16 protein-coding genes are annotated in these 12,599 nt (G+C 51.1%); 14 read left to right on the top strand and 2 right to left on the bottom strand.

Features of this window, described 5'->3' with window-relative positions; genetic code table 11:
• Positions 1 to 11: 11 nt before the first annotated feature.
• The 12 genes from rpsM to DQG13_RS23555 all read left to right on the top strand — a co-directional run bounded on the left by rpsM (position 12) and on the right by DQG13_RS23555 (position 9,496).
• A complete protein-coding gene (gene rpsM, locus DQG13_RS23610) occupies positions 12 to 380 on the top strand; it encodes a 30S ribosomal protein S13 (protein ID WP_113022638.1) in 369 nt (122 codons plus the stop codon).
• A gap of 19 nt (positions 381 to 399) precedes the next feature.
• Positions 400 to 798 (top strand): 30S ribosomal protein S11, encoded by a 399-nt coding sequence (rpsK, locus tag DQG13_RS23605; RefSeq protein ID WP_113022637.1) that lies wholly within the window; start codon positions 400 to 402, stop codon positions 796 to 798.
• A gap of 127 nt (positions 799 to 925) precedes the next feature.
• A complete protein-coding gene (locus DQG13_RS23600) occupies positions 926 to 1,870 on the top strand; it encodes a DNA-directed RNA polymerase subunit alpha (protein ID WP_113022636.1) in 945 nt (314 codons plus the stop codon).
• Between the two features lie 80 nt (positions 1,871 to 1,950).
• Complete coding sequence (gene rplQ, locus DQG13_RS23595) at positions 1,951 to 2,316, top strand: 50S ribosomal protein L17 (protein WP_113022635.1); 366 nt, start codon at positions 1,951 to 1,953, stop codon at positions 2,314 to 2,316.
• Positions 2,317 to 2,466: 150 nt separating this feature from the next.
• Positions 2,467 to 3,231 (top strand): tRNA pseudouridine(38-40) synthase TruA, encoded by a 765-nt coding sequence (gene truA / locus DQG13_RS23590; RefSeq protein ID WP_113022634.1) that lies wholly within the window; start codon positions 2,467 to 2,469, stop codon positions 3,229 to 3,231.
• A 282-nt stretch (positions 3,232 to 3,513) separates the two neighbouring features.
• A complete protein-coding gene (rplM, locus tag DQG13_RS23585; RefSeq protein ID WP_113022633.1) occupies positions 3,514 to 3,951 on the top strand; it encodes a 50S ribosomal protein L13 in 438 nt (145 codons plus the stop codon).
• Between the two features lie 18 nt (positions 3,952 to 3,969).
• The gene (rpsI, locus tag DQG13_RS23580) at positions 3,970 to 4,362 is read left to right on the top strand and encodes a 30S ribosomal protein S9 (RefSeq protein ID WP_113022632.1); all 393 of its coding nucleotides are present in this window, start codon (positions 3,970 to 3,972) and stop codon (positions 4,360 to 4,362) included.
• A 99-nt stretch (positions 4,363 to 4,461) separates the two neighbouring features.
• Positions 4,462 to 5,214: a GNAT family N-acetyltransferase gene (locus DQG13_RS23575; protein WP_113022631.1), complete on the top strand. Its 753-nt coding sequence runs from the start codon at positions 4,462 to 4,464 to the stop codon at positions 5,212 to 5,214.
• Between the two features lie 314 nt (positions 5,215 to 5,528).
• Positions 5,529 to 6,221, top strand: coding sequence for a phosphoadenylyl-sulfate reductase (locus DQG13_RS23570; protein WP_113022630.1), 693 nt, complete (start codon positions 5,529 to 5,531; stop codon positions 6,219 to 6,221).
• Between the two features lie 26 nt (positions 6,222 to 6,247).
• Complete coding sequence (gene sat, locus DQG13_RS23565; RefSeq protein WP_113022629.1) at positions 6,248 to 7,438, top strand: sulfate adenylyltransferase; 1,191 nt, start codon at positions 6,248 to 6,250, stop codon at positions 7,436 to 7,438.
• Positions 7,439 to 7,580: 142 nt separating this feature from the next.
• The gene (gene cwlD, locus DQG13_RS23560) at positions 7,581 to 8,339 is read left to right on the top strand and encodes an N-acetylmuramoyl-L-alanine amidase CwlD (protein ID WP_113022628.1); all 759 of its coding nucleotides are present in this window, start codon (positions 7,581 to 7,583) and stop codon (positions 8,337 to 8,339) included.
• Between the two features lie 53 nt (positions 8,340 to 8,392).
• On the top strand, positions 8,393 to 9,496 hold the full coding sequence (locus DQG13_RS23555) for an Mrp/NBP35 family ATP-binding protein (protein WP_113022627.1): 1,104 nt from the start codon (positions 8,393 to 8,395) through the stop codon (positions 9,494 to 9,496).
• Between the two features lie 51 nt (positions 9,497 to 9,547).
• Here the strand turns inward: DQG13_RS23555 and gerD are convergent, their stop codons facing one another.
• A complete protein-coding gene (gene gerD, locus DQG13_RS23550; RefSeq protein ID WP_181592958.1) occupies positions 9,548 to 10,345 on the bottom strand; it encodes a spore germination lipoprotein GerD in 798 nt (265 codons plus the stop codon).
• 203 nt (positions 10,346 to 10,548) lie between these two features.
• On the bottom strand, positions 10,549 to 11,307 hold the full coding sequence (gene pdaB / locus DQG13_RS23545; protein WP_113022626.1) for a polysaccharide deacetylase family sporulation protein PdaB: 759 nt from the start codon (positions 11,305 to 11,307) through the stop codon (positions 10,549 to 10,551).
• Positions 11,308 to 11,430: 123 nt separating this feature from the next.
• Between pdaB and DQG13_RS23540 the strand changes: the two genes are divergently transcribed.
• Together DQG13_RS23540 and DQG13_RS31600 are read left to right on the top strand one after the other, a co-directional pair.
• Positions 11,431 to 12,039: a stage II sporulation protein M gene (locus DQG13_RS23540; protein WP_113022625.1), complete on the top strand. Its 609-nt coding sequence runs from the start codon at positions 11,431 to 11,433 to the stop codon at positions 12,037 to 12,039.
• A 96-nt stretch (positions 12,040 to 12,135) separates the two neighbouring features.
• Positions 12,136 to 12,357 (top strand): hypothetical protein, encoded by a 222-nt coding sequence (locus tag DQG13_RS31600; protein ID WP_113022624.1) that lies wholly within the window; start codon positions 12,136 to 12,138, stop codon positions 12,355 to 12,357.
• The last annotated feature ends 242 nt before the right edge of the window (positions 12,358 to 12,599 follow it).

The following is a 12,599-nucleotide window of genomic DNA, read 5'->3' as shown; positions in this document are numbered from 1 at the left end:
GTGTCTCTAACATGGCCCGTATATCTGGTGTAGACTTGCCGCGCGACAAGCGCGTGGAAATTGGACTGACGTACATTTTCGGAATTGGCAAAGCCACTTCCCAAAAGATTATCGCTGCTACCGGCATCAACCCGGACACTCGCATCCGCGATCTGACCGAAGACGAAGTCAGCAAGCTTCGTGAATATATTGACCACAACATTAAGGTGGAAGGCGATCTGCGCCGCGAAGTTGCCCTCAGCATCAAACGGTTGATCGAAATCGGCTGCTACCGCGGTGTTCGTCATCGTCGCGGCCTGCCTGTCCGTGGCCAACGCACCAAAACCAACGCTCGTACGCGCAAGGGTCCTCGCCGTACTGTAGCGAACAAGAAGAAGTAAGAAGGAGGGATAACCCGCAATGGCAAAGCCTAAATCCAAAGTCGTTCGTACCAAACGCCGCGACCGGAAAAACATCGAGTCCGGTGTTGCCCATATCCGCTCCACCTTCAACAACACCATTGTTACCATCACTGATCCCCACGGAAACGCAATTTCCTGGGCATCTGCCGGTAACCTGGGCTTCAAAGGCTCCCGCAAAAGCACTCCGTTCGCCGCTCAAATGGCTGCCGAGTCCGCTGCGAAGAGCGCAATGGAGCATGGTATGAAAGCAGTTGAAGTTATGGTTAAGGGTCCTGGCGCAGGCCGCGAAGCAGCTATCCGCTCTTTGCAGGCTGCCGGTCTGGAAGTCAACCTGATCAAGGACGTAACCCCGATTCCCCATAACGGTTGCCGCCCGCCTAAACGTCGCCGCGTATAATCAAGCTGGTACAGTGGTATAAAACTTTCAAACATGTGAATAATGTTTGGAAGGGATAGGCATACTACTTGATTTATGGTGCATAATCGTATCCAGACGGAACGACGTTTCGAAGGAGGGTATTTTAATGATAGAGATTGAAAAGCCGAAAATAGAGACCGTAACGATCCACGATGACGGCACGTATGGTAAATTCGTGGTCGAACCGCTTGAGCGCGGATACGGCACGACGCTCGGTAACTCTCTGCGCCGGATTCTTCTGTCCTCCTTGCCGGGGGCTGCTGTCACTTCCGTTCACATCGACGGCGTGCTGCACGAATTCTCCACCATTCCTGGAGTTGTGGAAGACGTAACAGAGATTATCCTGAACCTGAAGGGTCTATCGTTAAAGATTCATTCCGACGAAGAAAAAGTTCTCGAGATCGATGCAGAAGGGGAAGGCCAGGTTTTTGCCGGCGATATCCGCACGGACAGCGACGTGGAAATCCTGAACCCTGACCTTCTCATTGCTACGTTGTCATCCGATGCCCGCCTGCACATGCGCATTCATGCGAATAGAGGCCGGGGATACGTATCTGCGGATAAGAACAAGCGGGAGGATACCCCGATCGGGGTCATTCCGATTGATTCCATCTATACGCCGATTACTCGTGTGAACTATGCAGTGGAGAACACCCGTGTCGGTCAAGTGACTAACTATGATAAGCTTACCTTGGAGGTCTGGACAGATGGCAGCATCCGTCCCGAGGAAGCGGTAAGCATCGGCGCCAAGATCCTGACCGAGCATCTGATGCTCTTCGTCGGCCTGACTGATGAGGCCAAGGATGCGGAGATTATGGTGGAGAAGGAAGAGGACAAGAAGGAAAAGGTTCTGGAGATGACCATCGAGGAACTGGATCTGTCTGTCCGCTCCTACAACTGCCTGAAGCGTGCCGGTATCAATACGGTTCAGGAACTGATCACCAAAACCGAAGAAGACATGATGAAGGTCCGCAACCTGGGCCGCAAGTCTTTGGAGGAAGTGCAGGAGAAGCTGGAAGAGCTGGGATTGGGACTTCGTACAGAAGATTAAGACCTGCTTGACCTTCGGCCTGCCACGAAGCGCTTTGGTATCCCAAAGCCAGCAAAAGGATTTTCAAGGAGGGAACAATAGTGGCATACCAAAAGTTGGGTCGTGACTCCAGCGCGAGAAAAGCACTTTTCCGCGATCTGGTCACTGACTTGTTCATACATGAACGCATCGAAACGACTGAAGCCAAAGCGAAGGAAGTTCGTTCCATTGCCGAGAAGCTGATCACTCTTGCCAAGCGCGGAGATCTGCACGCACGCCGTCAGGTCGCAGCATTTGTTCGCAGAGAGAAAGCGACTGAAGACCAAGATGCGATTCAAAAGCTGTTCTCGGATTTGGCAACCCGCTATTCCGAACGTCAAGGCGGATATACCCGCATCATGAAGCTGGGTCCCCGCCGCGGCGACGCTGCTCCTATGGTATATCTGGAATTGGTTGACCGGGCGTAAGACAATGGGAAGAGGGTGGACGGAATCTTGAGATTCTGATGAAGCCCTTTTTGCATTCACGCCTTTTGCAATTGCCGGTCCCCGCAAGAGTATGGCGCCAGGAATGGACGAAATGCCTTTGTGGGGATGTTATGGCTAGTGGAGGTACATGTGAGGAACATTGCCTTGGTGATCGGCTACGACGGAACCGGCTACTACGGCTTCCAGACACAGCCCGGCGGCAATACCGTTCAGGACCACCTGGAGGCGGCCATCCGGCTGCTGACTGGAGAGACCGTCAAGCTGCACGGGTCCGGACGTACCGATGCCGGTGTGCATGCCAGGGCTCAAGTGGCGCATTTCCTGACTGAGTCGGCGATCCCCATTGAACGGTGGAGTATTGCCCTCAATACAAGGCTGCCCAACGACATTGTGGTTTATGAAGCCTGGGAAATGCCCCTTGACTTCCATGCCCGCCGGTCTGCGAAGCTGAAGACCTACCGTTACGTGATCCAGAACTCCAAATTTCCGGATTTGCTTTATACCCGTACCCGCTTTCATCATCCCAGGAAACTGGATACCGCGGCAATGAAGGAAGCCCTGACGTATGTAAAGGGAACCCATGATTTCACCTCCTTTTGCACGGTCAGATGCGATAAGGATTCAAGGGTCAGAACCATTTATGATGCCGATCTGCTTGTCCTGCATGATCCGCTGCCGGGGGATGAATTAGCGCGCTCGATCCATTTTGAAATAACCGGAAACGGATTTCTCTATAATATGGTCCGGATTATGGCGGGAACGCTAATCCAAATCGGGCAAGGAAAACGTCGGCCTGAGGACATGAAAAGAATTCTGGAAGCCAAAAACCGGCGTCTGGCGGGTCCGACGGCTGAAGCACACGGTTTAACGTTATGGCGAGTCGAGTACGATTAATGCTTGCCATTTGGCAGACACTGTAGTATTATAGTTGTTGGTGTTTCACAACTGGCACCCCCACTTGCCCCGAGTTGTGAAGCAACCGACCCTGCAGTGTCGCAATATCATGCATAATGGCCGCAAGTCAGCTTGGCTGATTGCGTGTCTTTATCCGCATAAACTTTATGAATGCTTATAACTCAGCTTATGTTTACGATGCCAGATTCTACTGGCGCAATAACTCAGTCCATGCTTACGATGCTAGTTTTTACCGACGTAAAAACTTTTAGGAGGATCAAGATGCGTACGACATATATGCCTAAAGGCAATGCAGCCGAACGCAAATGGTATCTTGTAGACGCCGAAGGCAAAACCCTCGGCCGTCTGGCCAGTGAAGTGGCCGGTATCATTCGCGGTAAACATAAACCGGATTTCACCCCCCATGTGGACGGCGGCGATTTCGTCGTTGTGATTAACGCCGACAAGATCGAACTGACCGGCAAGAAGCTCTCCCAAAAAATGTACTACCGTCACTCCCATTATCCGGGCGGCTTGAAGGCTACTTCCGCAGGCGATATGCTGAAGAACAAGCCGGAGCGGATGATTGAGCTGGCTGTTCACGGCATGCTGCCGAAGAACCGTCTGGGTGATTCTCTGAAGACAAGAATTAAAGTATACGCTGGTGCCGAGCATCCGCATCAAGCTCAACAACCCGAAGTTTGGGAACTTCGCGGATAATAAGAGGAGGACCATTTCATGGCAACTGTACAATACTATGGAACCGGTCGTCGTAAGCACTCGGTAGCACGTGTACGTTTGATTCCGGGTGAAGGACGAATCGTAATCAATAAGCGCGACATTAACGAATACTTTGGTCTGGAAACACTGAAGCTGATCGTAAAGCAGCCTCTGAACCTGACTGAAACTCTGGGTAGATATGATGTACTGGTTATCGCCAACGGCGGCGGCATGTCCGGACAAGCCGGAGCGATCCGTCACGGCATCTCCCGCGCCCTGCTGAAGGCTGACCCGGAGCTCCGCGGTTCCCTGAAGCGCGCAGGCTTCCTGACTCGTGACCCTCGTATGAAGGAACGGAAGAAGTACGGCTTGAAAGCAGCCCGTCGTGCTCCTCAGTTCTCCAAGCGTTAATATCTATGTCCCGCAAGGGATTCCAAGCCTCTGGCCCATTTGGGCTGGGGGTTTTTCGTTTAGCCGCTGGAGTTTGAGTTTGTAAAAGGTGGTGTGGGTATGTTTTCAAATGAAAAAATCATAAACATTGTTAAGGAACAGCTGGCCATAGAATGCAACTGTTTGCCAGAGGATTTTGATAAGCGGGAGAATATAATCTCTTTGCCTGCCCTCCATGAGAACAGAAGGAAATTTGCAGATAAACCATTCTTTTTTAAGATGGCGTCAATGGGAGGCAACGCAGTTATATCTGCAGACAAACGGCTGCATGATTGGCTTGCCGATTTTACCGGCGAACAGACAGGCCATGGGTTATTCGAGCATACGAAGCTCAGGGAAATTGATAAGCATCTTGAAGGACATGATAAACAATTATTTCAAACTCACCATATGTTTTTACCGCTGGGCCCATCCATGACACACAGGGCCAATATTGAGGTCAAGTGGTTTGAGCAAGACGACATACATCAGTTCTATGGAGATAAAAAATACCCTAATGCCCTTTGCGCACATTTTACACCTGAACGTCCGGATATGCTGGCGGTGGCAGCAATGGAGGGGAGGGAGATAATCGGAATGGCAGGGGCCTCTGCCGACACGCCGCTAATGTGGCAGATTGGGATCGATATCAAGGATGAATATCGTGGCAAGGGAATAGGGACGCAATTGGTGCTTTTATTAAAAGAGGAAATTATTTGCCGCGGCAGAATACCCTATTATGGAACAAGTTTATCAAATATTCATTCCTGGAAAATTGCATTGAATTGTGGATTTCGCCCGGCCTGGATCGAAGTCGAAACGAAGGAATGGTAAGCATCGCCTGGAAACGCTGATCATCCACCAAAAATAACGCCAAAAACCTCTGCTGAATATCCGGCAGAGGTTTTTTCTATTACCCAAAGTAAATCGACATTCCTGCCCAATGATTTTTGACTACTGTTGCAAATTACGATGAGAATTAGAACCCATTCTAGGCGCTTCACATACATTATTACAGCATTATAGCCCGAGTTTTTGCCATTTCGAGAAAAAGATTGACTTTATGATCACAGCTTATTAAAATAATAGCAAAACCTAATAAATCATATGTATTTAGTAGGAATATCGTTTCGGAGGGTAAACAAGCCATGAACTTATTCGAGAAGGAAACGTTAATTGCTAAGGCTGCTGAGGAATTTGAGGACAAAAGCCCGGAAGAGCTCCTGAAGTGGGCGGTGGAGACCTTTCCCAATATTACGCTGGCATGCAGCTTTGGCGCAGAGGATGTAGTATTGGTGGATATGCTTCAGAAGGTCAGCCCCAAGACAGATATCTTCTATTTGGACACGGATCTTCACTTTGAGGAGACCTACGAGACACGGGATAAGCTGGCTGCCCATTACGGCCTTCAATTTGTCAGAGCTGGCACAGAGCTTACTCTGGAGGCGCAAGCAGCCCAATACGGCGAGGAGCTGTGGAAGTCCGATCCCAATACATGCTGCAATCTGCGCAAGGTAGAGCCCCTGACCGCCATTCTCGGCAAATATGAAGCATGGATTACCGGCATCCGCCGCGATCAGGCTCCCACCCGGGCGAACGCCAAGAAGGTGGAGTACGATGTGAAGTTTGGCCTGGTCAAGTTTAATCCCCTTGCCGGCTGGACCAGCGAGGATGTATGGAATTATATCCGCGTCAATGAGGTTATCTATAATCCCCTCCATGATCAGCACTATCCCAGCATCGGCTGCGAAAAGTGCACACGCCAGGTGCTGCCGGGCGAGGACCCCCGCGCAGGCCGCTGGGCCGGCCATGAGAAGACAGAATGCGGATTGCATAAATAACAACAGGATGAAGGGAGCCATACCAAGTGAGTGAGACCATACAGGCCCACGGCGGCACGCTGATTGATCGGCTGGTGGAGGGGAAAGAACGGGAGGAGCTGCTGCAGCTTGCCGCAACCTTGCCCTCCATTCCCGTCAACAAATGGACGATTTCGGATATTGATCTAATTGCGGTAGGCGGTTTTTCGCCGCTGACCGGCTTTATGGAAGAGGAGGATTACCACTCTGTCGTAGAAAACATGCGGCTGGCCAACGGGCTGGTATGGAGCATCCCCATAACTTTGGCGGTGGGCAAAGGCCAGGCGGCTGCGCTGGATATCGGCCAACAAGTGGCCCTTGTAGGCGAGCTGGACGGCGTGGTATATGCCATTCTGGAGGTCCGGAGCATTTATACCGCGGATCAGCAGAACGAGGCTCTGAAGGTCTTCAAAACTGCCGACAGCGCCCACCCCGGCGTGCAAAAGCTTCTGTCCCGCCCCAATACCTATGTTGGCGGCCCGATTCAGGTGCTGAACCGTCCCCAACCGGAGAAGTTTGAGGAGTTCTATTACACACCCGCCGAAACCAGACAAATTTTTGTCTCCCGGGGCTGGAAGACGGTAGTTGGCTTCCAAACCCGCAATCCGGTCCACCGGGCGCATGAATACATCCAGAAAAGCGCCATGGAGATTGTAGACGGGCTGTTCCTCAACCCTTTGGTGGGAGAGACAAAGGCCGACGACATATCTGCGGAAATCCGCATGGAAAGCTATTTGGTCCTGTTGGAGAACTATTACCCGGGCAATCGCGCGTTTCTGGGAGTGTTTCCGGCGGCAATGCGCTATGCAGGTCCCAGAGAAGCCATCTTCCATGCCATGGTCCGGAAAAATTACGGCTGCACCCATTTTATAGTGGGACGCGACCATGCCGGTGTAGGGGACTATTACGGCACCTACGAAGCGCAGGAAATTTTCCGCAACTTCACCCAGGAAGAGCTGGGCATTACACCGCTGTTTTTTGAGCACAGCTTCTTTTGCACCAAGTGCGGCAATATGGCCTCCAGCAAAACCTGCCCGCATGACAAGGCCTTCCATATGCACTTGTCCGGTACGAAGGTCCGCGCCATGCTTCGTGACGGAATCTGCCCGCCAGCCGAGTTTACCCGGCCGGAGGTAGCCCAAATTCTCATCAAGGGCATGAGGGAAATGGACGCCTCTTTATCCGAATCCAGGCTCTAGCTGGTGCTTACGATGCCGGCTTTCCTTCGGAAAGCCCTTAGAATGGAGCTTGTTCATCCCTAAGACAAGATTCAAGGTATAAAGATCCACCTTTGTCCATAAGATTCTTAGAGAATCTATTGGATGCGGGGTGGATTTTTTTATGCGCGGGTGGAAACGGAAACGGCTCATAATCTGGACAAACAAGCAAGGCTTGCTGAAGCTGGGTGCAGCGGCGGCTTTGGCGGTGCTGACCGTTTTTATGCTGAGCTATGAGCTTCCCCACAGTGAAACCTGGAATTATTGGACCATGCCTTTGTCCGGCAAGGTGATTGCAGTGGATGCCGGTCATGGCGGACCGGACGGAGGCGCCTCCAGCAAAGAGGGGGTGAACGAGAAGGATATTAATCTGGACATTGCCAAACATCTGCGGGATTATCTGCAGGAGGCGGGGGCGATTGTGGTGATGACCCGTGAGGAGGACAAGGATCTGGCTGCTCCGGGAACCAAGGGCTACAGCAAGCGCAAAACGGAGGATCTCCAGCAGCGCGCCAATCTCATCAATAAGGCTCAGGCCGATTTTATGATCAGCATCCATCTGAACAGCATTCCATCCCCGAAGTGGCATGGGGCCCAAACCTTCTATCATCCCGACAAGCCGGGCGCCAAAACGCTGGCGACCCATATTCAGGAGGAGCTGAAGCGGAATCTGCAAAATACGGACCGAGTGGCCAAGGAAAATGACACCTTTTATCCGATGAAAGCTATATCGATCCCCGGCGCTTTGGTTGAAGTGGGATTTCTCTCCAATCCCGAGGAGGCTAGGTTAATGGGGCAGGAAGGTTATCAAAAAAAGGTGGCGGCTTCCATTTATCAGGGCATACTCAAGTATTGCGCCGGCGAACAAATAGGCGAGCCGTAAAATTGTGGTATAATGGTGGCATAAATACAGACAAGCCCACATGAGGTGTAGCTATGGTAGCCAAAGAGCAGGTGTTTGACGCGCTGAAGCATGTATACGACAAAACCTATAACCGGCCCCTGACTGAGTTGGGGCTGGTCAAGGACATGATGACGAAGGATTCCCGCGTGAACCTGACGGTTGTCCTGACGGAGGACAGCGAAACGCTGAAGGAGCAATACCGCCAGGACGTGCGGGAAGGGCTGGGACGGATCGGCATTCAGGATGTGCATGTCCGGTTCCGGATGATTACGGATGCGGAAAGCCAGGAAATCGCCCGCAGGCTGCAGGCGCCCCAGGGAGAAGCTTCCTCCCGCCAGCAGACCCAATCTCCCGCAACAGGCCGTTCCGAGCTTCTAAGCCGCGATTCCGGGGTAACCTTCATTGCGGTAGCCAGCGGCAAGGGCGGGGTGGGCAAATCCACCGTAACCGTCAATTTGGCGGTTTCATTGGCCAGGGAAGGCAAACGGGTGGGCATCATCGATGCGGATATTTATGGCTTTAGCGTTCCCGATATGATGGGCATTGAAGAGCGTCCCGGGATGGAGGACAATAAGATTATTCCGGTGGAGCGGTTCGGCGTGAAGGTTATGTCCATGGGCTTCTTCGTGGAAGACAATGCGCCGGTGATCTGGCGGGGGCCTATGCTGGGCAAGATGCTCCGCAATTTCTTCAGCGAGGTCAATTGGGGCGAGCTGGACTATATGATTCTGGACTTGCCTCCGGGGACAGGAGACGTGGCTCTGGACGTCCATCAAATGATCCCCCACAGCAAGGAGATTGTGGTGACCACTCCCCACGCTACGGCGGCATTTGTGGCTGCGAGGGCGGGTTCCATGGCCTTGCGGACGGACCACGAGATTTTAGGCGTTGTGGAAAATATGGCGTATTACACCGACAAGACCGGTGAAGTGGCCTATATTTTCGGCCGCGGCGGCGGGGCGAAGCTGGCTCGGGAGCTGCACACGGAAATTCTGGCCCAAATCCCTCTGGGGGCGCCGGATAACCATTTGTCCGAGCCGGATTATTCTCCCTCCGTCTACAAGGCGGATTCCGAAACAGGCGAATTGTATTCCCGGATGGCCCGGCGCATTATTGAGAAGCTGGACTCCGAATAATACTGTAAACAAAAAGGGCTGTACGGCTTGCCGCCGTTCAGCCCTTTGCCATTATTTTTTCTTCTCCTTGGACTTGGTCTGGTCTTCCTGATCCTGAGAGCTGTCATCCGTATCCCCGCTGCTTTGGTCATCTTGGCCGCCGCTTTCCTGTTCCTGCTGGTCTCCTCCGCTTTGATCGTCCCCGCCGTCTTGATCCTGGCCTTGTCCGCCTCCGCCCTGTTGGCCTCCCTGTTGCCCGCCTTGCCCGCTTTCCGCCGTAATGGTCAGCGTTTTGTCATCCTTCGGCTTCATTTCCTCTGCTACCGCCTTCTGAAACATGGCGATCAGCTCCGCTTTAAACAGGGGACTTTGCAGGGATTCGCGGACAACCTCTTGCATTTGCTGCCGGTATTTCTGGCTTTTCATGGTCTCAAGGATGATTTTCTGATAATCCGGATTGTTTAAAGCCTCAAACAAATTTTTCTGATATTCGGGATCTTTCAGCAAATCCTTCTCAATTTGCTTGATATTTTTCTGCGCCGCTTTGGCGAATTCACCCGCAAATTTGGGGTCGGTCATGGTAGCTTCCAGCATCTTGAGTCCATGATTTTCCGTAGTCAGCAATTCCTTGACGGCAAGCTGGATTTGTTGGCCCTCGCCGGTGGAAAGAAGCTGGATGGTCTTGTCCTGGTTTTTGGCTGCAGTAGACATGATCGCTTTTTGCGCGTCCTCTGTTTTCAGGACATCAAGAACCATAGCCTTCATATCCTTATAGGATTGCGGCTGTGAAGACTGCTGTTCACTGCCGCAGGAGATAAGCAGCAAAACAGGCAGGAGGGCGGGAATCAGCAGCATTCGTTTAGCTGTCATAATCCGGTTTACGCTCCCTTCCTTCGGATAGTATGGCGTTAGTATGTGTGAATGCCGTCCGTTTCATGAAAGGGGCGAATAGCTTTTTGTTGTGAAGGTTGGTACAATTAACTAGGATTTTTCCATTGTGAAAAAGCTCTGCCGGACTTTAGGACATATAAAAAAAGCGGTTTGGCTAAACCGCTTTTTCCAGTAGGGATGGCCTATTCCGCCTGCTGGAAGGAGACGGAGGATTGCTCCAGAAGCTCCGATACACTGACGAAATCATATCCCTGGGTACGCAGCTCGTCGATAATTTGGGGCAGCGCCTCTTGGTTGTATTTGGCCGAATCGCTGGCATGCAAGAGGATAATATCTCCCGGATGTACCTTGGAGGTAACCTGGGTGACGATTTCCTTGGCATTGGAAGCCTTCCAATCCAGCGAGTCTGTATCCCATTGAATTACCTTATACCCCAGATCATTGGCGATGCGCAGCACCTTTTTGTCGAAATCCCCGTTGGGGAGCCGCAGAAGCTGCGGCGACTTGCCGGTTACCTCGGTCAGAATGCCGTGGGCGGTCTGGAGCTGGGTGCGGATGTCCTTTTCCTCCAGGCTGCTGTAATTCACATGCTTATGGCCGTGGCTCCCGATTTCAAAACCGGCTTTGTTGATTTTGTCCACAATTTGGGGATGGGTTTTGGCCCATGGGGAGGAAAGGAAGAAGGTTGATTTCTTCACTCCCTTGTCCTGGAGCAGCTGTACAATGGGTTCAGGCTGGACATCCCCCCAACTGATGTCGAAGGTGAGGGAGACGACTTTTTTCTCCGTCTGTACGCTGTATATAGCGGCGGGTTCGCTCTGAGTGAATACCGAGATATTTTCCGTTTCTGCGTAAATGATGCCTGCTGCAAAAAAACAGGCGGCTGCCGCGATGATCGCTTTTTTTACTTTTTTGGCATGGAAAACATAAAATACATTCATTGCCGGGCCTCCTTGGTTTCCCACTTGTCCGTAATTGCGGCAGGCGGGGCTTGGTCAATTGCTTTATTACCAATGTATGCCCGTACCACTTGGTTATGTCTATTATAGGGAGGACTTTGGCTGATGAGCTGGCGCAATTTAATCTTAGTGATCAAGGAAATGAAGCATTATTTCATAGCTGCGGCTGCCACCTTTCTTGTTGGGGCGTATCTGGGCTTTTCCCAGCCGGAGCAATTCCAATTTCTGCTGGATAACCAAATTGAACAACTGACCGATATGGTGAACAGCATTGGCGGCCATGATCATTATCAATGGAGGCTGCTCGGTTTTATCCTGATGAATAATGTGCTGGTTTCCGTCTTTATGGTTTATTCCGGGGTGATGCTGGGGATTATTCCGCTGTACAGCTTGCTCAGCAACGGATTGATTATGGGGTATCTGGCCCATCAGAATGTGCCTGAAACGGGCTGGGGACCGTTTATTCTGGGAATTCTTCCCCATGGCATCATCGAGCTGCCTGCATTCATTCTGGCTTGCGCATTCGGCATCCGGTTTGGGGCGGTTATGCTGAAGAGCTTCTTCTTTTTGTTTTCTCCTGCCCGCAGAGCGGCCAATAACGCGGCTTTTGTAAGATTGCTGAAGGTTTCGGTGCCTTTGGTCATTCTTGTTGCTCTTCTATTGATGGCAGCGGCAGTTGTTGAAAGTATGATTACCATCCGACTGGTCGGCTAAAAAATTTCATTTTCCTGTTCATAAAAAATCCAATATCTGTACATAACAGTAAGACGACGCGCTTACTATTCCTTGTTCCTTGAAGGGAGCTAAACCATGTTGGGTTTTTTGTTCAATGACAGAGAATGCAAAGAGCTTGATTATGTACTGCGCAAGGAATTGGATGAAATGTTGTTTGATCTGAATGACAAACGGATGGACAATGACATCAAAACCGCAATTGAAGCCAGGTATACCATCATTTTCCGTATGTATGCCCGCCTTGCGTCTCCGAAGGATATTTCCAGATATGCAAGGAACAGGATGCAACATCAATAGCAAAGGCTTTGGGAAATTATAAATGAAATTTATGCTTGACTTTATTGGACAGGCTGTGGTAAGTTAGTTTTCGCGAATGAAACAGGTTTTTAAAGGCATCACAAGCGAAACCTGATTCAAAAAAAGTTTCAAAAAAAGCTTGCATTACTGAGTAACAATGTGGTATATTAAAAAAGTCGCCTCTTGAAGAAGAGAGCGACAAGGAAACAAACGAGCTCCTTGAAAACTGAACAACGAGCAGC

This window comes from Paenibacillus sp. YN15 (genome assembly GCF_003285005.1).
Taxonomy (GTDB): Bacteria; Bacillota; Bacilli; order Paenibacillales; family NBRC-103111; genus Paenibacillus_AR.
Note: the sequence above shows the minus strand (reverse complement) of the source record. Positions and strands in the feature narration are given on the sequence as shown.

Bases quoted from the DNA above. Each gene is read 5' to 3' on its own strand.
- rpsM (WP_113022638.1), top strand. From the start codon at position 12: ATGGCCCGTATATCTGGTGTAGACTTGCCGCGCGACAAGCGCGTGGAA.
- rpsK (WP_113022637.1), top strand. From the start codon at position 400: ATGGCAAAGCCTAAATCCAAAGTCGTTCGTACCAAACGCCGCGACCGG.
- DQG13_RS23600 (WP_113022636.1), top strand. From the start codon at position 926: ATGATAGAGATTGAAAAGCCGAAAATAGAGACCGTAACGATCCACGAT.
- rplM (WP_113022633.1), top strand. From the start codon at position 3,514: ATGCGTACGACATATATGCCTAAAGGCAATGCAGCCGAACGCAAATGG.
- rpsI (WP_113022632.1), top strand. From the start codon at position 3,970: ATGGCAACTGTACAATACTATGGAACCGGTCGTCGTAAGCACTCGGTA.
- DQG13_RS23575 (WP_113022631.1), top strand. From the start codon at position 4,462: ATGTTTTCAAATGAAAAAATCATAAACATTGTTAAGGAACAGCTGGCC.
- DQG13_RS23570 (WP_113022630.1), top strand. From the start codon at position 5,529: ATGAACTTATTCGAGAAGGAAACGTTAATTGCTAAGGCTGCTGAGGAA.
- cwlD (WP_113022628.1), top strand. From the start codon at position 7,581: ATGCGCGGGTGGAAACGGAAACGGCTCATAATCTGGACAAACAAGCAA.
- DQG13_RS23555 (WP_113022627.1), top strand. From the start codon at position 8,393: ATGGTAGCCAAAGAGCAGGTGTTTGACGCGCTGAAGCATGTATACGAC.
- gerD (WP_181592958.1), bottom strand. From the start codon at position 10,345: ATGACAGCTAAACGAATGCTGCTGATTCCCGCCCTCCTGCCTGTTTTG.
- pdaB (WP_113022626.1), bottom strand. From the start codon at position 11,307: ATGAATGTATTTTATGTTTTCCATGCCAAAAAAGTAAAAAAAGCGATC.
- DQG13_RS23540 (WP_113022625.1), top strand. From the start codon at position 11,431: ATGAGCTGGCGCAATTTAATCTTAGTGATCAAGGAAATGAAGCATTAT.
- DQG13_RS31600 (WP_113022624.1), top strand. From the start codon at position 12,136: ATGTTGGGTTTTTTGTTCAATGACAGAGAATGCAAAGAGCTTGATTAT.